The 24725-nt window shown below is 38.2% G+C and carries 26 protein-coding genes, 3 pseudogenes and 1 riboswitch; of the genes and pseudogenes, 13 read left to right on the top strand and 16 right to left on the bottom strand.

From position 1 onward, the window contains the following. Position 1 precedes the first annotated feature (1 nt). The 3 genes from udp to V7654_RS18895 all read right to left on the bottom strand — a co-directional run bounded on the left by udp (position 2) and on the right by V7654_RS18895 (position 2501). Positions 2–721: a uridine phosphorylase gene (udp, locus tag V7654_RS18905; RefSeq protein WP_335432335.1), complete on the bottom strand. Its 720-nt coding sequence runs from the start codon at positions 719–721 to the stop codon at positions 2–4. Positions 722–792: 71 nt separating this feature from the next. After that, positions 793–2004: an ROK family transcriptional regulator gene (locus V7654_RS18900; protein ID WP_335432334.1), complete on the bottom strand. Its 1212-nt coding sequence runs from the start codon at positions 2002–2004 to the stop codon at positions 793–795. A gap of 329 nt (positions 2005–2333) precedes the next feature. Beyond that, positions 2334–2501 (bottom strand): hypothetical protein, encoded by a 168-nt coding sequence (locus V7654_RS18895; protein WP_335432333.1) that lies wholly within the window; start codon positions 2499–2501, stop codon positions 2334–2336. A 686-nt stretch (positions 2502–3187) separates the two neighbouring features. On the opposite strand from V7654_RS18895, the gene V7654_RS18890 reads away from it, so the two are divergent. The 8 genes from V7654_RS18890 to tagU all read left to right on the top strand — a co-directional run bounded on the left by V7654_RS18890 (position 3188) and on the right by tagU (position 9735). Next, positions 3188–3949, top strand: a complete 762-nt coding sequence (locus tag V7654_RS18890; protein ID WP_335432332.1) for a GntR family transcriptional regulator — start codon at positions 3188–3190, stop codon at positions 3947–3949. Between the two features lie 2 nt (positions 3950–3951). Continuing rightward, complete coding sequence (locus tag V7654_RS18885) at positions 3952–4383, top strand: PTS sugar transporter subunit IIA (protein ID WP_335432330.1); 432 nt, start codon at positions 3952–3954, stop codon at positions 4381–4383. Between the two features lie 12 nt (positions 4384–4395). Then, complete coding sequence (locus V7654_RS18880) at positions 4396–4683, top strand: PTS sugar transporter subunit IIB (protein ID WP_335432329.1); 288 nt, start codon at positions 4396–4398, stop codon at positions 4681–4683. Next, complete coding sequence (locus V7654_RS18875) at positions 4684–5952, top strand: PTS ascorbate transporter subunit IIC (RefSeq protein WP_335432328.1); 1269 nt, start codon at positions 4684–4686, stop codon at positions 5950–5952. Between the two features lie 72 nt (positions 5953–6024). Then, a complete protein-coding gene (locus tag V7654_RS18870) occupies positions 6025–6942 on the top strand; it encodes a phosphotriesterase family protein (protein WP_335432364.1) in 918 nt (305 codons plus the stop codon). 12 nt (positions 6943–6954) lie between these two features. Then, positions 6955–7575, top strand: a complete 621-nt coding sequence (locus V7654_RS18865) for a bifunctional 4-hydroxy-2-oxoglutarate aldolase/2-dehydro-3-deoxy-phosphogluconate aldolase (RefSeq protein ID WP_335432327.1) — start codon at positions 6955–6957, stop codon at positions 7573–7575. A 4-nt stretch (positions 7576–7579) separates the two neighbouring features. Continuing rightward, complete coding sequence (locus V7654_RS18860) at positions 7580–8320, top strand: creatininase family protein (RefSeq protein WP_335432326.1); 741 nt, start codon at positions 7580–7582, stop codon at positions 8318–8320. 485 nt (positions 8321–8805) lie between these two features. Beyond that, positions 8806–9735 (top strand): polyisoprenyl-teichoic acid--peptidoglycan teichoic acid transferase TagU, encoded by a 930-nt coding sequence (gene tagU / locus V7654_RS18855; protein ID WP_335432325.1) that lies wholly within the window; start codon positions 8806–8808, stop codon positions 9733–9735. A 107-nt stretch (positions 9736–9842) separates the two neighbouring features. Continuing rightward, a riboswitch (cyclic di-GMP riboswitch) is annotated at positions 9843–9926 on the top strand. 402 nt (positions 9927–10328) lie between these two features. On the opposite strand, the gene V7654_RS18850 is transcribed toward tagU, so the two are convergent. The 3 genes from V7654_RS18850 to V7654_RS18840 are packed head-to-tail and all read right to left on the bottom strand — an operon-like array spanning position 10329 to position 12263. Beyond that, positions 10329–10919, bottom strand: coding sequence for a hypothetical protein (locus V7654_RS18850; RefSeq protein WP_335432324.1), 591 nt, complete (start codon positions 10917–10919; stop codon positions 10329–10331). Further along, positions 10903–11691, bottom strand: a complete 789-nt coding sequence (locus V7654_RS18845) for a hypothetical protein (protein ID WP_335432323.1) — start codon at positions 11689–11691, stop codon at positions 10903–10905. The genes V7654_RS18850 and V7654_RS18845 overlap by 17 nt, the downstream gene beginning before the upstream one ends. Positions 11692–11723: 32 nt before the next feature. Next, entirely contained in the window at positions 11724–12263 is a 540-nt protein-coding gene (locus tag V7654_RS18840) for a hypothetical protein (RefSeq protein WP_335432322.1), read from the bottom strand. A gap of 277 nt (positions 12264–12540) precedes the next feature. On the opposite strand from V7654_RS18840, the gene V7654_RS18835 reads away from it, so the two are divergent. Then, entirely contained in the window at positions 12541–13125 is a 585-nt protein-coding gene (locus V7654_RS18835; RefSeq protein WP_335432321.1) for a hypothetical protein, read from the top strand. A gap of 182 nt (positions 13126–13307) precedes the next feature. Here V7654_RS18835 and V7654_RS18830 read toward each other — a convergent pair whose 3' ends face one another. From V7654_RS18830 to V7654_RS18815, 4 genes and pseudogenes are all read right to left on the bottom strand, one after another. Further along, positions 13308–14090, bottom strand: a complete 783-nt coding sequence (locus tag V7654_RS18830) for a transposase (RefSeq protein ID WP_335432320.1) — start codon at positions 14088–14090, stop codon at positions 13308–13310. A 33-nt stretch (positions 14091–14123) separates the two neighbouring features. Next, complete coding sequence (locus tag V7654_RS18825; protein ID WP_335432319.1) at positions 14124–14366, bottom strand: hypothetical protein; 243 nt, start codon at positions 14364–14366, stop codon at positions 14124–14126. Between the two features lie 51 nt (positions 14367–14417). Continuing rightward, positions 14418–15062 (bottom strand): annotated as a pseudogene (locus V7654_RS18820) (ATP-binding protein). Positions 15063–15167: 105 nt separating this feature from the next. Then, the gene (locus V7654_RS18815; protein WP_335432318.1) at positions 15168–15587 is read right to left on the bottom strand and encodes a magnesium chelatase domain-containing protein; all 420 of its coding nucleotides are present in this window, start codon (positions 15585–15587) and stop codon (positions 15168–15170) included. 182 nt (positions 15588–15769) lie between these two features. Here V7654_RS18815 and V7654_RS18810 point away from each other — a divergent pair, with 182 nt between their 5' ends. Continuing rightward, the gene (locus tag V7654_RS18810; RefSeq protein ID WP_335432317.1) at positions 15770–15916 is read left to right on the top strand and encodes a hypothetical protein; all 147 of its coding nucleotides are present in this window, start codon (positions 15770–15772) and stop codon (positions 15914–15916) included. A 944-nt stretch (positions 15917–16860) separates the two neighbouring features. Here the strand turns inward: V7654_RS18810 and V7654_RS18805 are convergent. Next, positions 16861–17202: a hypothetical protein gene (locus V7654_RS18805; RefSeq protein ID WP_335432316.1), complete on the bottom strand. Its 342-nt coding sequence runs from the start codon at positions 17200–17202 to the stop codon at positions 16861–16863. 359 nt (positions 17203–17561) lie between these two features. Here V7654_RS18805 and V7654_RS18800 point away from each other — a divergent pair. The 3 genes and pseudogenes from V7654_RS18800 to V7654_RS18790 form a co-directional block, all read left to right on the top strand. After that, positions 17562–17714, top strand: a pseudogene (locus tag V7654_RS18800) (helix-turn-helix domain-containing protein); the annotation flags it as partial. A 114-nt stretch (positions 17715–17828) separates the two neighbouring features. Continuing rightward, a complete protein-coding gene (locus V7654_RS18795; protein WP_335432314.1) occupies positions 17829–18086 on the top strand; it encodes a hypothetical protein in 258 nt (85 codons plus the stop codon). Positions 18087–18270: 184 nt separating this feature from the next. After that, positions 18271–18595 (top strand): annotated as a pseudogene (locus V7654_RS18790) (ATP-binding protein); the annotation flags it as partial. Between the two features lie 541 nt (positions 18596–19136). On the opposite strand, the gene V7654_RS18785 reads toward V7654_RS18790, so the two are convergent. From V7654_RS18785 to V7654_RS18765, 5 genes are all read right to left on the bottom strand, one after another. Further along, positions 19137–20417, bottom strand: coding sequence for a nucleotide sugar dehydrogenase (locus tag V7654_RS18785; protein ID WP_335432363.1), 1281 nt, complete (start codon positions 20415–20417; stop codon positions 19137–19139). 37 nt (positions 20418–20454) lie between these two features. Further along, on the bottom strand, positions 20455–21705 hold the full coding sequence (locus tag V7654_RS18780) for a lipopolysaccharide biosynthesis protein (protein ID WP_335432313.1): 1251 nt from the start codon (positions 21703–21705) through the stop codon (positions 20455–20457). Between the two features lie 33 nt (positions 21706–21738). Continuing rightward, complete coding sequence (locus tag V7654_RS18775) at positions 21739–22314, bottom strand: acyltransferase (RefSeq protein WP_335432312.1); 576 nt, start codon at positions 22312–22314, stop codon at positions 21739–21741. Positions 22315–22370: 56 nt separating this feature from the next. After that, on the bottom strand, positions 22371–23804 hold the full coding sequence (locus V7654_RS18770) for a hypothetical protein (RefSeq protein ID WP_335432311.1): 1434 nt from the start codon (positions 23802–23804) through the stop codon (positions 22371–22373). A 48-nt stretch (positions 23805–23852) separates the two neighbouring features. Further along, positions 23853–24725: capsular biosynthesis protein (locus tag V7654_RS18765; protein WP_335432310.1), on the bottom strand; the 873-nt coding region annotated here is incomplete at its 5' end.

The raw sequence follows: 24725 nt of genomic DNA, 5'->3' as shown, positions 1-24725 counted from the left end.
CCTACTGGTTTTGCTTTTCTAGTATTTTAATAGCCTCTAAACCAACCTTGATGGTTTCTTCCATTGAACCCGACATATTCAACAGACAGCCAGCTCTCAGTTTTCTGACAGACGAAACGATATATAAAGCTGCCGCCTCCATTTCAGAAGCAAGCGCTCCGCCTGCGATCCAACAATTCCATCGTTCTTTCAAGGTATTGGCAAGAGGCATCGTTTCTGGCTCGACTTCTCCATAAAACGAATCCTTCGATTGGATCACACCTGCATGATATTTTTTCCCCAGATTCGTAGCCGCTTGGCATAACGCCATGGAAACATTCAAATCCGCTACCGCCGGAAACTCCATTGGCATATACTGCCTAGTCGTTCCTTCATCCCTAATCGCAGCGGTTCCGATAACGACCTCACCAGGTTGGATATAATCTTGAATCGGTCCTGCTGTGCCAATGCGAATAAAAGTATCAGCTCCGATTCGACTTAATTCCTCAACCGCAATCGCAGTAGACGGCGAGCCAATCCCAGTGGAACAGACAGAAACCTTGATTCCATCAACATAACCAGTATAGGTTTTGTACTCACGGTTCTCTGCAACCTTCCATGACTCATCAAATAAACTAGCTATTAACTCTACCCTGCCTGGATCTCCAGGTAAAAAAACATAGCGCCCAACATCACCCTTAGCAAGATCAATGTGGTACTGTTTGTTTTGTTTATTTAGCATGAAAAATTCATCCTTTCTATATGAAAAATAATGTAATATGGAATCCAAAATGTTATGAGAAACTGGAGTGGTTATAAATAACGATTAGGGGATTTTAAGAAATGGTCTGCCGCGATGGCGGCTGCACCGTATAGGATGGAATCATTGGCAAACTCCGTAATTTGAATCGTTAAATTCTCATATACACTCGAAATAAGTCTAGGTTTTATCGTTTCACGAATCGAATCTAATAACAATTCCCCTCCTCGCGACATCGTCTCGCTAATAATGATCCAATTGGGGTTGTAGGCATTTACGATATTCACAATTCCAAACCCCATATATCGACCCATTTGTTTTACCATCTCGATTGCTAATTCATCTCCTGAGTCCATAGCCTTAAAGATTCTTTCTGCTGTTATGTTTTCCCCATCATTTAGAACACTTTCAGCATGCACGCTTAAGTTTTCTTTCGTATGATGAACAAGTGCATATGTAGTACAATATTTCTCCAAACAACCAAAACTTCCGCAAGAACACTTTCTGCCATTGAAATCGATACTCATATGCCCTACTTCTCCTGCCATCCCTTGGCTCCCAGAAAACAACTGACCATCAATGATAATTCCCGCTCCAACGCCTTCACCAGCAAGGAAATTTACCATCACCCCATGTTCAAAATGATTATCACTAAACCACCATTCTGCTAGAGCCGCTGCGTTCGCATCATGTTCAATAAACACTGGCAGAGTGAAAGCTTTAGTGAACTCCTTCTGAATGTCAATATTCTCCCAGCCTGGCAACTCAGTAATTAGAGCGATTCTTCCTTTACTTTTTAAAAATGGACCTGGGATCGCAATACCTATAGCTGCGACGTCAGCGTGTTCCACTAGAAACTTTTGTACCACTCTTTTCATATTGTTTAGCGTCAGCTTCGCTCCCTTTGACATGTCAATGCTTTTACTGCTGAACTTGTATTCTTCTCCAAAAAGATCATAAACACCAATCGAAAAAGATTTCCTCGACAGTTTAACACCGATAAACTTATACAAGTGGTTGTTGATCGAAATCCCAATCGAACGTCTGCCCCTTTCACCTTCAACAACCCCAAGCTCTTGAACAATCCCAAGCTCTATTAAGCTTGCAATAATTTTTGTTATAGAAGCCTGCTTCAAGCCAGTATCCTTAGCTAGTTGAGCTCTAGTGCATACTTTATATTTCCGAATTAGCTTTAAAATCAATGAACGGTTCATTTCTTGAATATCCTCAAGATTTGCGCCCTTCTTCATATTTAATTTTTTCACATCATTTTCCCCTCTTACTACTTTTGTATCCGTTTACACTACTGAGTTTATGTATTAACTGAGTTAATCATTACAACAAGTTTGAATTTTCAACAGTGCTCCTCGCTCGCAGCAATTTCAAACGCTCTCTTAGCAAATTCGTGCTATGGATAGGTTACACTTAGTTGGACAGAAAAATTAAGGGCAAGCAGACTACAGATAATACATTTGAGGAGAAATCTACAATGACTAAAAAAGAACGCCGAACATTCACTCCGGAATTCAACAACAGATCGTTCAACTCCATCAGAATGGAAAGCCAAGAAAGAATCTTATTCGAGAATACGACCTCACGCTTTCTTCACTAGATAAGTGGATGAGTAGGTGACGATATGAAACCTATCGACTATCACTCCTGGGAAGTAAGATAATTCACGAATGAATTCGGCGACGAAATTGAAATGGACATCATCCACTATCCAGAAGAATACCAAGTCACCGTCAACATCTGCGACCAACAACCACCATCCAGAGACATCACCACCACAGCCAGCCAGCCAGCCAGCCAGCCACCCACCCACCTCAGCTATAGAAAAACAGCAAAGCAAGCAATGATGAAATTATATAAACACGCCTATCCTGAACTATTCAAAGTCAGAAACAATCACCATAAATCAATCTCATCCTAGTGCAGGTACGTCCCCACCATCTCCTGGATACAAATTCAGCAATAATTTACAAATGTCAAATTCACGCTTACTAATACTATTTCGACTCCCGAATGAGACACGAGAACCGTACCTGTGTCTATGAACTACAGAGAATTTACAAGGAATAATAATGCAGTAAAAATGGACTATTAATTTTGCGTGTTGTGTAAATAAAGGAAAAACAAAAAGCACGATGAGCAGTTAAAAAACCACTCATCGTGCTTTTTTCTCGCAAAACTTCTGAATGTCCGCTATAAGAACCTTCCCGGTGTCTCTCAGGGTACGTCCCCCGCGCTTCCCCGTGCGAGTAGAAGACAGGGACGATTCCAGTGTTCCTAAAAGGAACACGAGAACCGTCCCCATGTTCTTCTAAAAGGTTATAATCTTTATCTGAATAAAAAAAAAATTGACACAATTCATTATAATGTTAATATTTAATTAAGTAATTATCATATAATACATCATAATCTTTAAAAAAGAAGGTGATAACCATTTTGCAATTAGATAAAAACTTAAAGATGCCTCTTTATAAGCAATTAAAAGATGCTCTTATGGAGTATATTGAGGAAAACTTAAAGGAAGGCGATGCTCTTCCGATTGAGTCAGAAATAGAAAAGTTGTTTGGTGTCAGTCGTATTACCGTCAGGAAAACAATTGAGGAACTCGTCAATGAAGGTGTAGTGACCAAGACTCAAGGAAGGGGAACCTTCGTACAGTCAAAAAATATCGTCCAAAAAGCTGGTAATATCACTAGTTGGACTGAAGAAATGCGTGTAAAAGGTAAACACACTGAAACTAAAAATATGATGATTTATGAAATAGAGCCATCGAAGAAAATAGCTGCAGAGTTGCAGCTAGCCAAAGGAGAAAAGGTTATATGCTTGAAGCGCTTGCGATGTGCAGACGGAGAACCTATTTCAATCCTGATCAACTACTTCCGTTCAAAATTCACACCTGGTTTCATGGAAAAAGGCCTGATGAAGGAATCTCTATATGAAGTACTTGAGGAAGATTACGGTATCCATCTTGAACAAGCACATGAAAGAATCAAGGCTAGACTGTCCACCGATTTAGAAGCATTGGAATTAGGGATCTCTCCGGATTCAGCTATCCTTCATATCACCCGGGTTTCCTATTTACCTGATGGAACCCCATTCGAGATGGTTGAAATGGCCAACAGGTCTGATCGTTATGAATATGATATTGATTTAGTCGGCAGAAACAAATTAAAAACATTTAATACGGAAGGAGAGTAAAGATGCTAACCATAAATAAAAACCTCATTCAATTGGACGTTGAAGTAGAAACCGCAGAAGAAGCCATTCGGGCTGCAGGCAAATTACTGGCTGCGGAAAACAAAGTTGAGGAGGGATATATCGATGCGATGGTAAAAGGCTTTGAAGATGTCGGTCCTTATATCGTTTTAGCTCCTTCCATTGCTATACCTCATGCAAGACCCGAACATGGTGTTCTTGAGCAGGGCTTTTCCCTGGTACGGCTGAAGAAGCCAGTAGTATTCGGCCACCCTACAAATGATCCTGTCCAATTGGTCTGTGCTATTTGCGGCACTGATAGTACAAGTCATATTGGAATGCTGCAATCGATCGCCGCTGTGTTGGGAGATAAGGCTAAGCTGGAAATCATCCTGAAATCGGATTCAGAAGAAGAAATTCTTTCAATTTTAAACTAAGGAGTGGGGAAAATGAGAATTGTTACTGTGTGTGGAATGGGGTTTGGAACATCTTTAATGTTGTTGATGGACGTTCAGGCAATAGCCAAGAAACATGGGTATGATGTAGACGGCGAAGCTGTAGATTTGGGGTCAGCCAAGGGTAAAGCCTGTGACTTTATGGTCACCTCCAGCGAAATCGCCTCTGAGTTAAGCAGTGAATCTGTTGAAGTAGTCTCCATTAATAATCTATTAGATAAGGAAGAAATAGAGCAAAAGGTAATGCCCGTCATTGAGAAAATTGCTAAAGGGGTGAAATAGATGCTGGATTTCATTGTATCTATTTTAAGTAATCCGGCCATCATCCTTGCCCTTATCGCAGCATTAGGTTTAATAGCCTTGAGAAAGTCTACCTCCGATGTAATTAAGGGTACCTTAAAAACGATATTTGGTTTCTTGATTCTCCAGCAAGGTGCAAACATAATTGTAACCGCTTTAATACCCTTCAGCACTATGTTTACCGAAGCATTCGGACTCAAGGGCATTGTGGCAGAAGATAATGCTCTTGTGGCAGCGGTACAAAATGTATTAGGAAAAGAAACTGCTTTCATTCTTGTATTCTCTTTCCTAATCAATCTAGTCATTGCAAGATTCACAAAATGGAAGTACATCTTCCTTACTGGCCATATGATGTTCTCATTCGCAGGTACAATGGCGATCGTCTTCCATCAAATGGGGTTATCATCAACTATGACTGTCATCCTTGGCTCGATTATACAAGGTATCTCAATGGTATTATTCCCTGCCATTTCTCAGCCATTTGTCCGTAAAATAACTGGAAATGATCATGTTGCCTTCGGTTTCTGGGGCAGCTCATGGATCAGCTTGTCTGGATGGGTGGGCGGAAAATTTGGGAATAAAGAAAAGTCTTCTGAAGATGTAAAAGTTCCTAAGTCACTCGATTTCTTAAAAGATATGAGTGTATTAATGGGTATAGTCATGATCGTCATCTATGTTGTTACTTCCCTCTTTGTAGAACCAGCAAAAATGGCGGAAATAGCTGGCGGGCAGAACGCGATCCAATTCTCTATCATGTCCGCACTAACATTTGTTGTTGGTATTTTAGTATTACTTCAAGGTGTCCGTATGTTCCTAGGAGAAATAGTCCCGGCTTTTAAAGGGGTCGGTGAAAAGATTGTTCCTGGAGCTAAGCCTGCATTGGATGTCCCAATCTTCTATTCATTCGCACCAATCGCAGTAACACTAGGCTTCTTGGCTGCATTGATTGGCAGTTTATTGGTAACAGCTATTTCTAGCATATTGCCAGTCGTCGTTTTACCTTCTGTTATTGGTCTATTCTTCATGGGCGGGGCAGCAGGTGTATTCGGAAATGCAACTGGCGGTAGACGCGGAGCCATTATAAGTGGATTCTTCTTAGGCGTCAGCTGGACATTGCTAATTGCCCTTGCCTACCCTCTTGTGGATGTAACAAAATATGGCGTTGAAGGATTATGGTTCGCTTCTCCGGATGCAATCATCGTAGTAATCCTCATTCGTCTGGTTGGCATGCTGTTCGGAATTCAAATTTAATTTCAATGCCCGTAGAGGAAAGAGCGAAAATTCTTTCCTCTCACTATTTAAATAATAAGATCAGGAGTGATGATAATGGGTAAAGTTCGTACCGTTTTAGGAGATATTGATGCAAAAGATTTAGGTTTCACATACAGCCATGAACACTTATGGGCAAACCCACCGGCTAGTCAAAAGGATCGAGATTTAGAATTAACAGACTATGAAGCTAGTGTAAGTGAACTTTGGAGATTTAAACGCGCGGGCGGAAATGCGCTTGTAGATGCTACAACAATGGATTACGGACGAGATGCCAAGCACCTTATCAGAATGGCCGAAGAAACTGGTGTAAATCTCGTCATGACAACCGGATTCAACAAACATATCTACTTTCCAAGATGGGTACAAGCATTAGAAATTGAAGAAATTACGCAAAAACTAGTCAGAGACGTTACGGTAGGTATGGACGGTACTTCTGCTAAAGCTGGCTTCTTAAAATCCGGTTCATGGGATCAGCTCATCCACCCTCTTGAGGAAAAGGTGACTCGGGCAATGGCACGGGCGCAACTTGAGACTGGCGCACCCGTTTGGCTCCATACCGAAGCTGGAACTATGGGGGAAGAAATGCTCGATATCCTTGAGGAAGAAAACGTAGACTTATCCAAAGTCGCTGTAGGCCACAGTGACCGAAACGCAGATCCCTACTACCACCTTGAGCTCGCTAAGCGTGGAGCATATGTTCAATTTGATGGAGTCAGCAAAATTAAATACTATCCTGACAGCGTGCGAGTGGAACTGATCAAGAATATGATTGAAAATGGTTATGTTGAACAGCTGTTAGTTTCAGCCGATATGGGCAGAAAGAGTTATCTACATGCTTATGGCGGAGGCCCTGGCTTTGAGTACATTATTAAAAAGTTCATCCCTCGTCTATTGAACGAAGGCGTCAGCCAGGAAGATATCGATACGATTTTCATCAAAAACCCTGCTCGCTGGCTTGGCCAGTTTTAAGAAGGTGAAATAATGAATATTAAAAAAGGAACGATAGTCGCAATTATTCGCGGAGTAGAGCCAGCAGATGTAGTCGATATCCAGGAGGCATTGCTGGAAGGTGGCATAAACTGGGTAGAAGTATCCCTAAGCGAAGAGGAAAAAGGACTGGAATGCATTAGAATACTTAATGAAACTTATGGTGATCGAATTCATCTAGGAGTTGGAACAGTCACTTCCATCGCCATGGCGAAAAAGGCTATAGACGCTGGTGCCCGTTATATCATTACTCCAGGATGGGATAAAGAGCTAGCGAAAGAAATCCAAAAATTAAATATAGAAATTCTCCCGGGTGTGTTTACACCTGGGGAGATCATGCAGGCAATGAACCTTGGCATTAAAGTTGTCAAACTTTTTCCGGCCAGCAATCTTGGCACTGACTATATTAAAAACTTAAAAGGACCATTCCCTCACCTTAACATTATGGCAGTGGGCGGAGTTTCATTGGAAAATATCCAAGATTATTACAAAGCTGGCTGCACATCATTTGGGATTGGCAGTGACCTGGTCCCTCGAGGAGCTACAAAAAAAGATTGGGAGAAAATCAAAAACAATGCTCAAAATTACGTAAAAATGTTAAGTACTGAGGGGTGATAGCATGGGCAAAGCCAGAGAACTGATCAATATGACAAGAAACGAAGTTGAGGCATCAATTAAAGAATTCCCTGTAGCTATTTTACCAATGGGAGCAACCGAGCAGCATGGCCACCATCTGCCACTAGGAGTAGACATTTACCTTGCAGAAGGAGTATCCAGGAAGCTCTCAGAGAAAACCGGTGCCTTGGTCTTACCTACCCAGCCCTTCGGTTATTCCTGGGTATGGAGAGACATCCCCGGCACAGTTTCACTTCAGCAGCATCATGTGGAAGCAGTGATTAAGGATATCGCGCATAGTGTTGCACGATATGGAATCAAAATGCTTGTTCTCGTAAATGGCCATGACGCCAATAATGCCAGCATGAAATACGCTACCCGAGAATTAGCCGATGAACTCGACATTCCAGTCATTTATTTATTCTATCCAAACCTAAATAAAGTGATGGAAGATATCTGTGACTCCCCTACATGGCATGGCATGGTACATGCTTGTGAATTTGAAACATCATTAATGCTGGCCCTAAAACCCGAACTAGTTCAAATGTCTAAAGCGGTGAAGGAATATCCTGAAAAGCCTAGACTGTACGGAAAATCATCTATCTCCTTAGGAGATCTAAGCAAAAGCGGAGTTTACGGCGATGCAACAAAAGCCACTAAAGAAAAGGGAGAAAAGATGCTGGATCTATTTGTTTCCGATATGGAACAAATTCTTTTAGAAGCCTATGAAGAAGTTAAAAAATAAGGCTTATAGGGCGGATGCTTGCACCTCTTCCTTTGTTTTTCTGTAGGATTCAAATTCTTTTTACATGCAGCTAATGACTGAAAAAACAGAACCGTCACTGTGTTGCACATAAAAAGCCTAGCTGCCCATCAGCTAGGTTTTTTTCTTCTCTTCAGACTATCCTATCAAATTTTTATCGCGTGGTATCTTATCGTCAAGTACAGACCCAGGTGCCAGGAGGCTACAGAATCTTCACCAATCTAATTAGCTACGGATCGGAATTTAATTAAACGACAAAGCCAGGTTCTCACTATTTTTCATTTTTGAGAACCTGACTTTTTTTAATCCGTTTAAGTTTACCTTCTTATCCGCTATTTAATAAAAAATGAAACATTAGAACCGTCCCCATGTTCCTTATTGGATAAAAAATACATTCTCTATTAAATGAAAATTTGTTAAGATAGTGAATAGTGCAAAAAACCTTTTTATTAGGAAGGAACAAGAATATGAGATCAGATAAAAAGAAGAAAAAGCCTACATTGCTTAAGGTTATAGGAATAGTGATTCTTCTATTAGTAATTGGTGTAGGAGGATATGCGTTTACGGTATATAACTCTCTAACAAGTGCTGTGGATACGATGCACCAGCCAATTGACCGGGCTAAATCGGAGAAGCGTCAAGACCCTGTTACTTTGGATAAGAAGCAGCCATTTTCCGTATTGATGATGGGTGTAGATAAACGTGAAGGTGACAGTGGCCGTTCTGACACATTAATCGTGCTTACTGTTAACCCTAATACTAAAACGACAAAAATGCTGAGTATCCCGCGTGATACAAGGACCGAAATCATAGGTAGAGGGAAAGAAGATAAAATCAATCATGCTTATGCTTTTGGCGGTGTCGAAATGTCAATGGCTACGGTTGAGAATTTCCTGGATATTCCGATCGACTATTATATGCAAATCAATATGGAAAGCTTTCAGGATATCGTCAACGCTGTAGGCGGAGTAACCGTGAACAATGATCTTGATTTTTCAGAAGGGGGATTTCATTTTCCTAAAGGAGAAATCCTGCTAAACGGGGAGAAGGCTTTAAGCTATGCCCGTATGCGATATAAAGATCCACGTGGTGACTTTGGAAGACAATTGCGTCAGCGCCAAATCATACAAGCAGTGATTAAAGAAGGTGCAAGCTTCTCGTCCCTAACAAAATTCGATGATATTTTTAAAGCTTTAGGACAAAATGTCAAAACAAATATGACATTTGATGAGATGGTAGATATCCAGAAAAATTATAAGGACGCTAGCAAAAACATTCGGCAAATGGAAGTCAGCGGAAGCGGTACGAAGATTGATGGAATCTACTATTATATGGTAGCTGATGAAGAGAAACAAAAGTTACAACAAGCTTTAAAAGAGCACCTGGAGTTAAAATAAATTTTAACCTTTAGCCATTTCTTTTTATAAAAGGAATGGCTTTTTTGTAGTTTTATGTCGAAAACGGTAAGTTTTACCTATAGCGATATCATTCTGAAAATTATTATACTTATATAGAGCAAAATTACTGAAAAGTAATGACGCAAAGCTATAGGGGCCTCTGTCTGAGACAAAGCCCGCCAGCTGCCATCAAAATAGATAAAGGAGATCATTTGATGACGACACATTATCAATGGTTAACACCTGAAGCCAAACAAAGGAAGAAGAAAAGAAATAAGGTCATTTTATATACCTCTTTCCTTCTACTCTCCATCCTATTAAGCGCATTCATAACAATACTTGCAAATCAAATGTAATTTCATAAAGTGACAGGCACCATCCAATTAATTGGATGGTGCCTGTCACTTTACATTACTTATCTTTACCATAATACTGTTGCCAATCGTCTCTAAGAATGGATGATATACCAGCATTTAGTCTTACCCAGGTCGCCTTCATGCTTGAGACCGAATCGTCAGATTTAATGACCTTCATAGAATATGTGGCCTTTCTTATGTTACAATTGGAATGCAAGAACCGTCCCCATGTTCCTCTCACAACTCATCAAAAACCCCAAACACTTTCTCCACAACATTCTCTCCAGTAACCTCTGTCAACGATATCCTCTTACTGGTGACTTTCTTCACTCCCCAGTAGTAACGGTCGCTGTCTTCTTGATTTTTCGGCGTGCTGTACAGCTTGTCGCCTTCTTTTTGTATATTCATATACTCCTCGTTGCGTAATGGGTAATAAAACCTCCAGTGGTTTGCCGGGGAGCATCCTTTGTTCCAATCCTGGATATCGCTGTATTCAAATTTGGACAGTCGAATACACGGGAGTTCCTGCTGATCTTCTAACTTATCATCGGCTTTATAAAGCTCGATTTCCATTACATACACCGGCCCATCGCGCCATTCGTTTTCTAATTCCGGATCGTTTTTATTTTGGAATAAAAGAATGAAGTCTTGTATGAACCAGCCTGAAAAGTCATTATCGGATTTATAGCGCAGGAATTTATCTACTACGCTTACATAATTGCTTTCCTCAGCAGCAACCGTTTTACAATAATCCATCAGTTTATGGATATTTTCATAGGTTTGGTAGACGACGTGAAAAGCATTGCGAATATTATTTGCTGAACTCATAATACAATCCCCCGCTTATTGTTAGTGGTGTTTTAAAGCTAATGTCCGTTTTGCTCTTTAAATCAAACTTGAAATAATCATGTTCATTAATTGGAGCCGGTGTCTCTACCTCCATCGATGTGAAATCTTCAAACCCTTTCCTGGTTAAAAGATTGACTAGGTCCTGGATGATGACTTGTAGATAGGCCTCTGTCAGCACCAGCTGCTTTAATGCTCGTAAAATATCCTGCCAGGAAACATAACCAAACACGACTCCCTGCTCAATGATCCCTCGCCCTGTGATATTTTCATAGACTTCCTTACAAGCCTTGCGGTCAGCGATAAAAAGCAGCAGCTTCTGCTTACCCTGCCCCTTTCTTGCCAGGATCCGCGATTCCCTGGCCAGCTGGTTAACACTTAGCTGCACCTCTTCGTCGTCAGCACCATTCACTACGTCATCATCTGAAGATAGCCCACTTTGATATTTGACCTCAATCCCAATCATCATAGTAGAAAAATCTATCAGCGCATCCAATTCGCCTTCGCGGTCATATGGCCAAAACTCAATCTTATCTGCCCAAAAGTCACTATTAATCTTCCGCAATTCGTCACTAATTGAACGCGGGAAGACACTGTTGGCCAGCACTTCTCCGAGCCCTATTGAAAACGGAATATAGCGCAATGCACCAAACACATTCCCGGTTAAATTATCCTCCAGCCGCTCGGATAGATTCGAACCCATCCTGCTAATCTTACCTTCAATTTCCGCCAGCATGTACACACTTCCTTTCATTTAAAAAGAAGCACTAGGAAAGTCCCCACGCTTCATCTAAATACAATCTCAGTCTTGTTTTCTCCAGGTATAGTAGCATAGCGTTCTTTAATTAAAATCGGAGCAACGTAGGATGCAATTGCCCTTTTGGTAATGTTGCTTTGAAGCCAGGCACCTAAACTTTTTGCACCCGGATTATTGAATGAAGTCCCTATTTGTACTCTTTTACCTGTAAATGCAGCGTGCATTATCTTATATTGGTCTGCTTTAACGACCTCTACTCGATTCTGGCCAAAAAATATAGTCGTTCCTTCTTTAACCGATCCTTTATACCTGAAGGTTCGGTTTCTTGATAAAGTTTTTAACTCAATAGTATCCACATCTTTATCATAAGAATGATTTTTTCCTGAAACTAAGACTTTATCTTTATTTAGCATAACATCGATTTGAGATAAGACTTCTAAAATAGTGGTGGAATTTCTATTTTTCTCCTCCAAGTAGTCAATCAGCGGTCGCCATTTTTCGAATAACTGCTTATCATCATCGTTTAAACGCTCTCTATTTGTCCTTACAAAGCCTTTTGTACCGACCATATAAATTCTCCTTGTCTTTAAGATTGTATTAGTTTACTAAGCAAAACTTCCTATCACTACCCTCTTCCTTTAACATACTCCTTCAATCCTAGAAATTCCTTCCCATTCACGAAAGTATAAATCAAAAGTAACAGGCACCATCCATAATATGGATGGTGTAATATGGATGGTGCCTGGCACTTTTGCCGGCGTCGTTTCTTAAATCCATCTTCGAAAAACAAATATGTAATAGGACATTCTCATGACTAAATACCCTATATTGAGGAGGGAACTTAGCATGAGCAATCCTGAATATAAGTTAAAAAAGCTGAGTGTCAAATTACCTAATAAGCTTTTAGTTGAACTGGAACAAGCACCTTTGCTGCCTGGTGAAGCGGGACTGATTTCCAACTTGATCTTTATCCCCTCTGACTCCAAGTTGGAGCAGGACATGCATGTGCAAGTGAAAAATATCAAAAAGAAGAAAGTTCCATTTAAGGCATTTCCAGAAGACATTAGGATTGAATTCGAGAAAATAAGAAAAGACTTGAAGCTTAAGTGGGATAAAGAAATGAAAGAGATCGAAGAAAATTTACTGGACTTGAAAGATAAGCTAGATTCATCAGTAGATAATCTGGAAAAAAAATCTAAAATAATGATTGATCGAGCTAAGAGCGATTTCGAGGAGAAAGCCAAAACCGATAGAGAAAAAAAGTACTTGGACAGCCTGCGAAAGTATCATGATGGGCTAGTAAACTGTCTTACAGTAGATAATCTCTCTTTTCTGACAAAGGATGGAGCAGCCACAGCGGAAAACCTAATCAATCTGCAACAACTTTATCAATCAGAGTTTAAGAAAAGATTAATTGAGGAGAATGAATAAGCGGTTAAAGCGCAGCATTATAATTGGATAACACAAGTAATAGACTGTTTTTATAACCGATACCAGAGGAGCACTTACCATTTAACCTAGTTCACTTATTAATGACACTAAAGTATCGCAACGAAACATGGAGACGGACTTTGCAGTTCTAGTTGGATCGCGAGAACCGTCCCCATGTTCCACTAGCTCCCCGCTCTATGGACGAGATCTTTAGAAACTCCCAATATCCTGGCTGCCTGTCGTATGGTGATGGCTTCGATGCTTTTGATGAGTATGAGATAATGGTCTCTTTGCCACCCGGGCAGGCTCTTTACCTGGGCGATTTCTACCTCGCCGAGCATCTGCTTGATTTCTTCCCTTGCCTGCTCGTCTGTCAGTTTTCTCACTCGATAAATATATTCAAGGCATACGTCGTTATTGTTCCGCTCATTGAATTCTCTGAAGCGCTCCTTTGCCAATGTGCGGTTTTCTCCAAACATCCTCAATGTCTTCCCACGATCAAGCATGCCCCCAGGGTAATACACCTGACCGTAATATCCAGCGCAGCTGCTCCATTTCCATTCTTCAACTCTGGGACTGTTCCTTGCTTTCACCGGATTCTGGTGAATATACCGAACGACAGTGAGGAAGTACTCGTCGGTTTCGACATTTTCGCTTTTGAACCGGTCCTGGAACAGATGTCCTGTCGTGTGGTACTTCCAATTGTAAAATGATGCATAACTCACGCCGATCCGCTTCATCGTCGTGGCCAGTTCTTCTTCCCCTTCCTTTAAAAGCAGATGGACATGGTTACTCATCAGGCACCAAGCATACAGGACAACTCTCCCCTTCCTTTTAACCTTTTTCAAAACATCAAGGAACTTCATATTATCTTCATCATCATGAAAAATCTCCTGCCGGTTCGCTCCACGCAGGATCACATGATAGACACCAGTTATGCTTTTTCGTATCGCTTCCCGAGGCAACTCAAACAACTCCCCTACCGATTTTACGCAGCGTTAGCGCTTCCTCGATTGCTTCATCAGAAATAAACCGCTACCCCTCATATCAGAGATTGTTCTTGCCAGACGGATGAGCTTGATCTGGACCCTGTTGCTAAGTCCATATTTCATGGACAAATCCTGCAATCGTCCCTGCTGCGAATCCGTGAGCGGCCTGCTGCCGATCAGCTGTTCAAACGGAACACTGCTGTTGCAGATTTCCTTTCCGTATCGCTCATATTGTCTTTCCCGCGCAGCCATGACTCTTCTTATAACCTCACCGGAAGATCATTTTTACTAAAATCATGCCCCTTAAGATTGACGGCTTTTAGCGATAACAGGATATCCATCCTGTCTAAAATCGGACCCGAGACCCCTGTTCTTGTAGGACTTAATTTGCTTTTCCGAACAAGTGCAATAATGGCTGTCCGATCCTAAATATCCACAAGGGCAAGGATTCATCGCTGCGATAAAAACAAATTTAGCTGGATAGGTAACAGTTGAGTGAATGCGGCTAATGGTCACTTTCTCATTTTCCAGAGGCTACCTGAGCATATCTAATGTCTTTTTCGAAAACTCGCCTAATTCATCAAGGAAAAGGACACCGCGGTGAGCAAGGGAGACTTCACCTGGTTTTGGGTTGGTACCGCCTTCGATAATGGAGACGGCAGATGCAGAATGATGGGGATGACGAATGGGGGGAAGAGTCAGCGAAGAGTATGGGGAACCCGCCAGCTGATACAAGCTGATTTTTTCGAGCTGGGCTTCTTTCGAAAGGGATGGCAGGATGGTCGGGAATGTCTCAGCCAGAAGGCTCTTCCCGCAGCCGGGCGGACCATCCATCAGCACATAATGGCCACCGCAAACCGCAATTTCAAGTGCACGCTTTGCAAACTCATGCCCAATAATCTGACTGTAATCCCTGCTGGTCTCCCTAGGCTCCTCAACCAATTCCACTCTCGGAAGCAAAGGCATTTGCTAGCCAGCAGATTGATTACATCTTGCAATGTTTCAACATATACAAGCTCTAACTCATCGATCTCAATCCTCGGTATGCTTGGATCAAATGGCAGGATCAGCCGCTTCAAGTGCAGCTTCCTCGCCGCTAAAAGCTGCGATCATCCCCTCCACCGGATGGACTGTCCCATCGAGCGACAATGCGCCGATGAAACCCGCATCAACCGGAATCCTTTCCTGAATAAAGCCCCCGCTCTTCAGAATACCAAGAGCGATGGCAAGGTCAAACAAAGGCCCGTTCTTCTTCTGTTCCGCCGGTGACAGGTTAATGATCACCTTCTTTTCCACCAGCGGAAAACCCAATGTATACAGCGCCCCCGTCACCCTCTCCTTCGACTCCTTCACCGAAGCATCAGGGAGCCCGACAATCACAATGGACTCAAAACCCTCCTTTACCTGGACCTCAACATCAAAACGGTATCCCTCAAGTCCCTTCAAACCAATACTTGCAACCTTAACCGACATACACAAACCTCCAAAAAAATAGATTTCCATATAGAAAATCGATCGAGAATAAGAAACTATAACAGGAATGGAATGATGCACGAAAACAGGCAGAAAAAATGAATAGGCAGAGGCTTAGAAAAGAAATATTGAGAGAGGAATAATACAACTGAGGTCAGAAAGGGATGAGTCATAGAAGGAAAATGTCTAAAAAGAAGAGCATAAAGGAAGGAAATCAAGATAGGAAATCAAGAAGAATACTAGAAGATATCGATCATCAAATCTATCATAAACCAATCATTGAAATTAAGCACTCATTAAATCCCAAACCAAGAAAAATTAAAAAATAATTTTGTAATCTAAATTATTTTCTCAATGCTGGCTAAAAATAACCTCCAAAACAAATTCCGCTGACATCCTTGCAGAAATAACATAATTTGCTGACAGTGTTGCCTGTACAAAGGCTGACAATCTTTATCTACAATCAACTTTTTCACCATATGAAAGAAGCGCTAGGTACGTCCCCTTGCTCATGCATAACTGTATCATTTAATGAATATAATCCAAGTATAGGAAAGTCAGTATTAAACCGTGTCCTCTTCAGGAGGATAACCGGATAATGAAACTTATTGGGCTAGCTGCATTGATTATTGCAATTGTGAATCTTTGTCACAACCCCCTTTTCCAAGAAACAATGAGAAAACTTAAAAATCGCTTTAGACGCTAACTGGAATGTGAATACGAACTATAATTTCTAAACAATTAATCTCACTGACTCTTTCCTAAATTATAAAACGGATACGGTTGGGCTATAACTCTGTCATAAGAGTAATAGCCTTCCGTTTAATAAAAATAATCAAATATTAGAAATGATGAACTCGTCACTGTTATGGTGATGAATTATTCATTTCTTTTTTTTGCTGCTTGCCCAAATATTCAAGTCTTTATAATTTGACCTCATCCAATCAGCCCACTAACAGCAAAAATGGGGAAAACCTTAGGCTTCGGATGCTTCTAAATCAGTCAATGTTCTTTGTAATTAAATAAATAATGGGTTTTTGACACTCTTGGATACCGGAAGTTGACGAATATCATGTCCATGAAGATTATCCGGAAAAGGAAAAGACACCTCCATATGTATAACTGCGCCAATATCAGCTGACTGAAAAACATATCTCTGGAGTTTTTAGTTAGGGGTGCCGGGAGATTCCATCTTCATGTTGTGGAAATAACATGTTGGTAATTTGGACTAAGAATTTCAAATGAACAGCTGTTCTTTCCCAAGCACCCATCCCTACAACTTCGAATTCCAATACTCAACAAATGTTTCATATCCCCTACTATCCGAAAAATAGGGTAAAAGCTGTTCTCCTTTCAATCGAAATGCTTCGACAATCTCTACCCCATCCCGATACGCCCGTTCCATACGATGGTTCCCATCAATAACAGAGTACATTCCTGGCCGGATTTCTGCCATCACGATTGGTTTTCCGAGCTGTACGTTAGGAATATGCTCCTCATTGACTTTCTTTCTAAAATTCGACTTGAACCAATCCATAACATTAACTTCCACTCTTTCAGCCACCAGCTTATCTGACGAAATGTCAGCTAAGATCTTCGAGATATTGAACTTCATTATACCAATCCGAATATAATCATCTCCATCATTCAAATCAAATGGCCTGTAGGGTTTATAAAGTTTTATCTTCCTCTCTTTATCACTCATCTTTACCAATCACACTTCATGACATGTCGACAGAATTCATTAAATTCAGCTAAATTCTAACCCATATCCAGATATTTTAATTGCTACACAGTCTGAAAGAATATTACCTGGGGACGAATCTTACATGTATTTGGTACGCCAGAACCTTCCCCATGTTCTATTCACAAAATTTCTTTCAAAAACAAACGAAGTGGTACGCGAATGCGTACCACTTCGTTCATCTAAAGATGATAGTTTTGCCTTATAGTCAATGGAAATGGGTGTAAGGTATGGCAGAAGTTCTGGTGAGGATTAATATAAACAAATTGCTAAAAAAGCATGATATCTCTTTAAGAGAATTATCTCGCTTAACCGATATCCGGCATGCAACACTCAGCGAATTAGCCAACAATAAAAGAAAAAACATCCATATAAACCATATTTAAAGAATCAGCGAAGCACTAAACATTAAAGACATTCAAGAAATCATTGATATCGTAATCATTGAAGAAGATGACTGAGTAGTTCCCATATCTTACACAAATGTAGGTGCCGAAATGAATACAATAGGCCATATCTCTTGGGAAGTAACACAATTAATAAACGAATACGGCGACGAAATCGAAATGGACATCATCCAATATCCAACCGAATATCAAGTCACCGTAAACATCTGCGACAAAAAACCACCATTCAAAGACATCACCACCACGGCCATCCACCCACGCAGCAAAAGAAAAGCAGCGAAGCAAGCAATGATGGAATTATATAAACTAGCATATCCAGAACTATTTAAAATCAGAAGCAATAAATAATAAAATCAATCTGACCCTTGCTAAATTTAGTAACTAAAAAAGAAGAAGCGGGTACATCCTACTACTTCTTCTTGAACATACACTAAATCTAGCAACAATTTAAAAATGCCCAATACTACGCTTACGCTTACTAATTCTATTTCGGCTCCCGAATGAGACATAAGAACCGTCCCGGTGTCTCGAGCAATTAGAACATGCCCTTAAGCAGGATAAGTTACCATCCTTTAGGAAAAGGTTTGAAAAGGTAGACTTGATAATTCTTGATGAGATGGGTTATCTACCTTTCAGTAAGGAAGGATCGGAATTATTGTTTCAGCTAATTGCCGATTGCTATGAACAAAAAAGCTTAATTATTACTTCGAATCTTGGATTTAGTCAATGGAATCGAATCTTCATTGACTCAAGGCTTACGGCTGCTTTAGTAGATCGGTTGATTCATCACGCACATGTGTTAAACGTTCAATGGTGGAAGTTACAGGTTTTCAAACGCATTATCTAAGGCTAGGTAGTTATTTAGATCGGGTGGCAAAACTCTGCAAAAAATCTTGCGCAGTTATGCACTTTTTTATTGCAAAATACAAATGTCGAGCAGAAATCAGCATCCGTTGAATTTGCTAGCTAGCTGGAGGAAAAAGAAATAGCATACACTCTATCTCCGCCAGAAGGAATTCAAGTTGGAAATCGATACTTTTGGCTATAATGCTCAATATAAAAGAAAAATTCGTCAAGTTACGCATATCTTTGTAGGTAAAAATTTATACTACATAGAGAATATTAGCAAAACATGCACAATTTAGGTGTGAGTCGCAATATCAACTTATTACAATGGATTCCACCGTTTTAGTAAGATGATGTAAGGTATAAGACAGTGTTAAAAAATCCGATAAAAAAGGAGATGTACGAAGTTTCCTAATATGGGGACGGACAAATCGGTTTTGAAATAGAAAAGAAGAAAAGAAGCCATGGAGAGTATGCCTAGCAGACCCACTCTCCCCATCTCAAAACTACTAAAAATCCGGACAAAATTCGATTAACCTACAATTTATAATATTAAACAAGGGCTAATGGCTTCTCACCCATTTTATAAAGATTTCCATAGTTATAATAACTTATTGCTTCGCTATTTATCTGTAAGCAGTTTTTCGTATCAAAAATAACAGGATTTCTCATTTTTGAGTAAATTTTAATTTCATCCATCCTCTTGAACTCATTATGGTCAGTTAAGATTAAAATACAATCCGCCTGATCAATTGCTTCTTCAAAAGAAGAAAGCAGAAAGCTTAGCTGCTCTTGTCTAGCATGAGGGTCATGATATGTTAATTCAAAGCCTTTTTCATTTAACAATCTTACAATATCCATCGCAGGACTTTCCCGAACATCATCAATGTTCCCTTTATACGTGAGACCAAAAATAGCAACTTTACCCTTTCTTTCTACTAGTTTCTCAACTAGATTAACAACAAATTCTGGCATGGAGTTATTTATTTTTCTTGCGTTACTTATCAAAAGCGATACATCAGGAGCCTTTTCGATAATAAAATATGGATCGACTGCTAAACAGTGACCACCGACGCCAGGTCCTGGTTGATGTAAGTTTACTCGCGGATGTCTATTGGCCAATTGAATTACTTCCAAAGCATTAATCCCAAGTTTATCTGAGATTTTAGCAAGTTCGTTGGCTAAAGCAATATTAACATCTCTATAAGTATTCTCCATTAACTTAGACATTTCTGCAGTGACTGCACTCGTTTTTAATATTTCTCCTGTAACGAAAGATAAATATACTTCAGCTGCTTTCTGTGCAGATGTTTCATTAATTCCTCCGACTATACGAGTATTCTCTTTCAGTTCAATTAAAATCCTCCCTGGCAATACACGTTCCGGACAATGAGCTAAATATACTTCTTCTCCTACAATCCAGCCGTCATTTTGTATAATAGGGGCAACAAAATCATCAATCGTTCTAGGAGGAATAGTCGATTCTACAATAACTAAATCACCTTTTTTAAGGAATGGCAGAATAGTATCTGTTGCGATTCTTACGTAATCAAGATTCGCTGTATGATCTTCATAGTTAGGGGTTGGAACAGCGATAATAAAAACATCTGCAGGCTCTGGTTCCAATGAAGCTATTAATCTACCTTCTTGGACCACCTTCTTAACCAAATCATCCAATCCTACTTCTTCGATATGAATTTCACCTTTATTTAGAAGATTAACAGCATTTTCATTAATATCAACACCAATAACATCATGCCCTGATTTTGCAAACATTGCTGCAGTGGGAAGCCCAATATACCCAAGTCCTATTACACAAATTTTCTTCATTATACATTTCTCCAATTTACATTAGTTTTTTTAAAATTTACTAATACATCCCATTTTTTCCTTTTGAGTATCTTAAGACTGCAATAAAATACAATATATATGCAATCGAAAATAGTATTGAAACTACTATTAAAAAGCGTTCTACAGATAAATCAAGGGCATTAGTAACAATAAAAGATACAACCGAAGCCAAAATAAATCCGATCTGTAATATTAACTCGAAATTCTGCTTATTAGCAATTATCATCCCCGTTGAAATAGAGGATACGATAAACCTAATTCCAAACATTGGGGCTAGTATTACAACATATTCACCTGCTACTGTCCAATCCGCTCCAAATATAAGACCAAAAATTTTTGGAGAAGAAATCATAATAACTATTACCATGGGAATTGCTATAATAATTTGGTAAAATGCGGTTTTTTTTAAAGTATTATAAAATTGATTAGTTGCATTAAATTCTCTTGAAGCTTCCTCAAAGAAAACTTTTGATACATTCCCGCTTATGATCGATAAAGGCAAGCCGAGTAATCTTACTGATATAGAATAATAACCTACTGTCGACATACCAAATAAAAATCCAATAAATAATGTAATTGAAGAATATGAAAAACTATTTGCAAATATAGCAGGAGCAGAAAACAGTGGTTGTTTATAATGTATTTTAAGAACTTCCAACATTTCTGAAATTTTAACTCTTTTTATTTCTTTTAGATGGGGTTTTAACGACTGAGCTTGACGGTTAATCCCTAAAAGTTGGCCTACAGTATATGGAATTAAAAGACCAATAAGCCCAAATTTTAAAAAGCCTAAAAAGATTGCACCTATATTTTGACAAGCAGTTCTTATTATATAAACTGAAGTAATAATTTTATATTCTTTTTTTCTATTGTTATAGGCTGTTAGTACATTAATAACCCCATAGGATAATAAAAATAAATATATATAACCGGCAGTATATAAATAACTATTATATTCCTCTGAAAACCATAGTATATATAACCAATAGCCAACAGCAATAACTAAACTTCCAAAAAAGGATATTATAAGAGAAAGTTTTATAAGTGGATATATTCGATCCTCTCTTTCCTCATTTACAATTGACATATCATATCTTCCATTAATTACAGACATGAAAATTGTGGCTACAGAAAGAACATAAGTATATACACCTAGGTCTTCTGGAGAAAACAATCTAGTTAAAAAAGGGGCAGATATGACTGTTAAGAGTTGAGCAAATAGCGAACCTGTAGCTAGAATAAATATTGATTTAACAAAAGAGTTTTTCATGTTAATTCCCATTGCTTTATTATCTCAGCTTTCTCAGATAAAATTTGACTTATCTAATTTATGAATTACTTTAGCAGGAACACCTGCAATTACAACGTAACCTTCGGAATAGCTTTTAGTTACAACTGACCCTGCTCCAACTACTGTATGGTCACCTAAAACTACTCCTGGCAGAATCACTGAGTTCATTCCCACCCAGCAATTATCTCCAATTACAACATCTTTCCCTTGGATATGCTCGTTCGGATTATATATATTGTGATTCGTAGTAATGATTCCACAATTCGGTGCAATTTGAGCATTTTTACCAATTGTTATTTTTGCGTCATGACACTGAAAATAACAACCCGGCATCTGAAACACGTTTATACTGCTATTATCAAAAAGTAGATTATAACCGTTTGAGACTAGTGTATTTTTCCCTACAGGCCACGGAATATTTCTATGTTTGCCTAAAATTTTACTAGGTAATCCAAGAAATGCCCAGAGCCATCCCATTCTTTTTTCTTCAAAATATTTACCTTTTAGATATTCCTGTTTATAAAACAAACTAAAAAAAAGTCTGCAACACCATAGCATGTGCTTAGAATAGAACAAACTCTTCAACATATCTTTTCGCTCCTACGAGTTATAATAATGATTAGTTTACTATTTAATTTTGCAAATTAATTATTTGAAATAATATTGGATTTCTTACTTTTTTTAAAAATCAATGCCAGAAAATATAACAGCCCAGCTGTGAATAAGAATATCGTAGCAAAGCTAATTAGTGGAGGTGTAGTTGCAAAAATGTTAGTAGAAAATCGGATAAGAATATAACCTACAATATATTTTATTTCTATTGAATTTGCTTTATTAAACCACCATTCAAGCTTAGTTGATATAAAAATATTTAAACATACAAATAAGGGGGATAAGATTGTACCTAAATACAAGTACCCATACCCTATACCGGACATAATATGGCCCGTTGAAACTTTATAACCATAAATGAATGTATTGAAAATTTCTGGTGTCATTTCCATTTTATCTTTAAGAAAAAAATTTAAACCAAAAACAGAACGGCCAAAATCATAAATCATATTAATAATACTTATATCTTTATGTTTACTTAATTCAAACACTGTAGCAACATTCTGTGTTCCAAAAAAATATGACTGTAAATTTGTTGTAATGAATTCTAAATCAAAACTTGAAGAGTCTAAAGCTGAGTAATATGATCCATATGCGAATGCAGAATAATGTTTATATACACTCATGAACAACAATACAAGCATAGCAGCCAATGATACTATGGATATAATTCTTTTTCTATAATTTTCAAATACATGAACTAATATAAACATAACTATTAAAGCTGTATATAGTTGTGATGTTCTTCTCTCACCTACAATTACACCAATGTTAAAAATGGCTATTATAATAGCGTAGTAAACATACCTTTTCTTACCCGTAACGTCATACATTTTCTTGCAATAACTTACAATCCATACAAAAACAAAAATCAAAGATGTGATTATTATTTGTCTTATAAGTATTAGCCCTGTTGATTCTAAGTCTCCAATTCTCTGTTTTGATTCAGCAGATATAATAAATAATTGAATTAAATTCATGTTTCTGCCGATAGCAACATATAACACTATGGCTAAAAGAATAAAAAGCGCATATATATTCTTATTTCCAGTTAATATCAAATTAACATTTTTATATTTACCTTTAGTCATTTGTCCCTTTCTCTTATTTATTATTACCAATATAAATAAAAAAGAGCTTGTCACTAATAATTCGTATACAACTAATAAAATTGCATTAAATATAGAGTCACTACCGACATATATATATGGAACTCCGTTGTATATTCCGGTTAATGCACTCCCTAAAGGTATCAATGTAAATCTAAACCAAGCAATTACAATAAAAGAATATACCGTAATCCTGTACTGACCTATTTTAATTAATGGAATTAAAATAAGTGAAAATACCCACAGAAAGATGAAAGGATGAACCCATAAATAATGGTATCCTAATTCCACCTGCTGAGGAATAATTGATACTATTAAGCTAATAATTGTAGTGATTATTATTACACTTTGGAACAAAAAGCGTATCATATATACCGTTGCCCTTTCTAATAGAAGGATTTTTGTCTATTTAATATACTGTTGATAGACTTGTTCAAAGTTATCATTGCTTTCATTTATCTCTTCTAAAAGTTTCATACAACCTCTATTAAAAATTTTAAAGTCTATGCTCCTATACCAGTTAAATATTTTATCAGGAAGCGAATTATCAATCGATTCTACAACATGACCAATTTGGTATTTTTCAATTACCCTAGCCATATGAGTATTAGGCAAAACTAATATTGGAGTTCTGTTATAAACGCCATGATATAACTTTATTGACAACGCATAATCTAATGCCATTGATCCATTTCCATACAAATTATTAACCAAATCAGTTTCTTTTATGAATTTTGATGTTTTTGAAACTTGAAATGTATCATGAAATTTAACATTAAATATTCCATTTAATTCTGCGTGCTGTAGAAGAACATTAGCATTAGTACCAAAAAATTGTATTACAAACCTTTTATCATTTTTAAAAATATCAAGCAATTTTTTGTTCATATCAAAAAATCTAATATTTCCAATAAAACTTATCCTAATAGGCTTATCAATGCTTTGTAAAGAACTACGAGATTCAATATTAGATAGAACTTCCATATTTAAACTATGAACATGTATATAATTAAACTTCGGTAGGAATTTTTTATACCCATCCGATGAAATTGTTGTAAAAGCTGAGTTTTTTATTACATGTTTAAAAATCAGGTATACTAGCCGATTGTTTTGACCACTATAATCCCTTATATTTAAACAATATTTACCCTTCCACTTTTTTGCTAAATAATCCGCAAACATAAAAATTGCAATATCATTCCAAACAATTATAAAATCATAGTCTTTTTTTTCTAAAATTTCAATTGCAAATTTCTTAAATTTATAGTATTTCAGAAC

The sequence above is a fragment of the Bacillus sp. JJ1609 genome, from assembly GCF_036967045.1.
In the GTDB taxonomy this organism is placed as follows: domain Bacteria; phylum Bacillota; class Bacilli; order Bacillales; family Cytobacillaceae; genus Mesobacillus.
This window is presented reverse-complemented; position numbering and strand designations above follow the sequence as displayed.

Excerpts from the sequence above, each read along its gene's own strand:
- udp (WP_335432335.1), bottom strand. The coding sequence starts at position 721 with ATGCTAAATAAACAAAACAAACAGTACCACATTGATCTTGCTAAGGGT.
- V7654_RS18885 (WP_335432330.1), top strand. The coding sequence starts at position 3,952 with ATGCTAACCATAAATAAAAACCTCATTCAATTGGACGTTGAAGTAGAA.
- V7654_RS18880 (WP_335432329.1), top strand. The coding sequence starts at position 4,396 with ATGAGAATTGTTACTGTGTGTGGAATGGGGTTTGGAACATCTTTAATG.
- V7654_RS18875 (WP_335432328.1), top strand. The coding sequence starts at position 4,684 with ATGCTGGATTTCATTGTATCTATTTTAAGTAATCCGGCCATCATCCTT.
- V7654_RS18865 (WP_335432327.1), top strand. The coding sequence starts at position 6,955 with ATGAATATTAAAAAAGGAACGATAGTCGCAATTATTCGCGGAGTAGAG.
- V7654_RS18860 (WP_335432326.1), top strand. The coding sequence starts at position 7,580 with ATGGGCAAAGCCAGAGAACTGATCAATATGACAAGAAACGAAGTTGAG.
- tagU (WP_335432325.1), top strand. The coding sequence starts at position 8,806 with ATGAGATCAGATAAAAAGAAGAAAAAGCCTACATTGCTTAAGGTTATA.
- V7654_RS18850 (WP_335432324.1), bottom strand. The coding sequence starts at position 10,919 with ATGAGTTCAGCAAATAATATTCGCAATGCTTTTCACGTCGTCTACCAA.
- V7654_RS18845 (WP_335432323.1), bottom strand. The coding sequence starts at position 11,691 with ATGAAAGGAAGTGTGTACATGCTGGCGGAAATTGAAGGTAAGATTAGC.
- V7654_RS18840 (WP_335432322.1), bottom strand. The coding sequence starts at position 12,263 with ATGGTCGGTACAAAAGGCTTTGTAAGGACAAATAGAGAGCGTTTAAAC.
- V7654_RS18835 (WP_335432321.1), top strand. The coding sequence starts at position 12,541 with ATGAGCAATCCTGAATATAAGTTAAAAAAGCTGAGTGTCAAATTACCT.
- V7654_RS18825 (WP_335432319.1), bottom strand. The coding sequence starts at position 14,366 with ATGGCTGCGCGGGAAAGACAATATGAGCGATACGGAAAGGAAATCTGC.
- V7654_RS18815 (WP_335432318.1), bottom strand. The coding sequence starts at position 15,587 with ATGTCGGTTAAGGTTGCAAGTATTGGTTTGAAGGGACTTGAGGGATAC.
- V7654_RS18810 (WP_335432317.1), top strand. The coding sequence starts at position 15,770 with ATGTCTAAAAAGAAGAGCATAAAGGAAGGAAATCAAGATAGGAAATCA.
- V7654_RS18805 (WP_335432316.1), bottom strand. The coding sequence starts at position 17,202 with ATGAAGTTCAATATCTCGAAGATCTTAGCTGACATTTCGTCAGATAAG.
- V7654_RS18795 (WP_335432314.1), top strand. The coding sequence starts at position 17,829 with ATGAATACAATAGGCCATATCTCTTGGGAAGTAACACAATTAATAAAC.
- V7654_RS18780 (WP_335432313.1), bottom strand. The coding sequence starts at position 21,705 with ATGAAAAACTCTTTTGTTAAATCAATATTTATTCTAGCTACAGGTTCG.
- V7654_RS18775 (WP_335432312.1), bottom strand. The coding sequence starts at position 22,314 with ATGTTGAAGAGTTTGTTCTATTCTAAGCACATGCTATGGTGTTGCAGA.